This is a genomic window from Mesorhizobium sp. M7A.F.Ca.CA.002.09.1.1 (assembly GCF_003998555.1).
GTDB lineage: Bacteria > Pseudomonadota > Alphaproteobacteria > Rhizobiales > Rhizobiaceae > Mesorhizobium > Mesorhizobium ciceri.
The window spans coordinates 1-391 of the sequence record NZ_RZRR01001652.1 but is presented as its reverse complement, the minus strand read 5'-3'; the positions used below and the strand labels follow the sequence as shown (position 1 = coordinate 391).

Below are 391 nucleotides of genomic sequence, written 5' to 3'. Positions count from 1 at the left end.
ATTCAGGCGTATGGTCAAACAAACGCCGGTGTTCCTTGAGCGCGTAGGTGTCGGTCATACCCGCCAGGAAGTCGGCGACGCTGCGCGCCTTGATGCGATCATCGGCCCGATCCAGCCCCTCGCGCCAGCCATCCGGCATGGCGCGCGGATCGGCGAAATAGGCGTCGAACAGATCCTTGACGATCTGCTCGGCATCCGCGCGCACCCTCATAACCTCGGCGTGCCGGTAGAGGTGCTTGTACAGAAAGGCCTTCAGTTCCTTCTCCAGGGCAGCCATTTCGGCCGAGAAAACCACCATCGTCTCGCCAGCTGCCCTCACTGCATCGGCGCTCGGCGGCCTGATGCGATCGAGATTGGCGGGCGTCGACCCGATCACGTCCTCGACCATGGC

Annotated in this window: 1 pseudogene; it reads right to left on the bottom strand. The window is 63.2% G+C overall.

Annotated features, from left to right (window positions below):
- Nucleotides 1-391, bottom strand: a pseudogene (locus EN994_RS35175) (deoxyguanosinetriphosphate triphosphohydrolase); the annotation flags it as partial.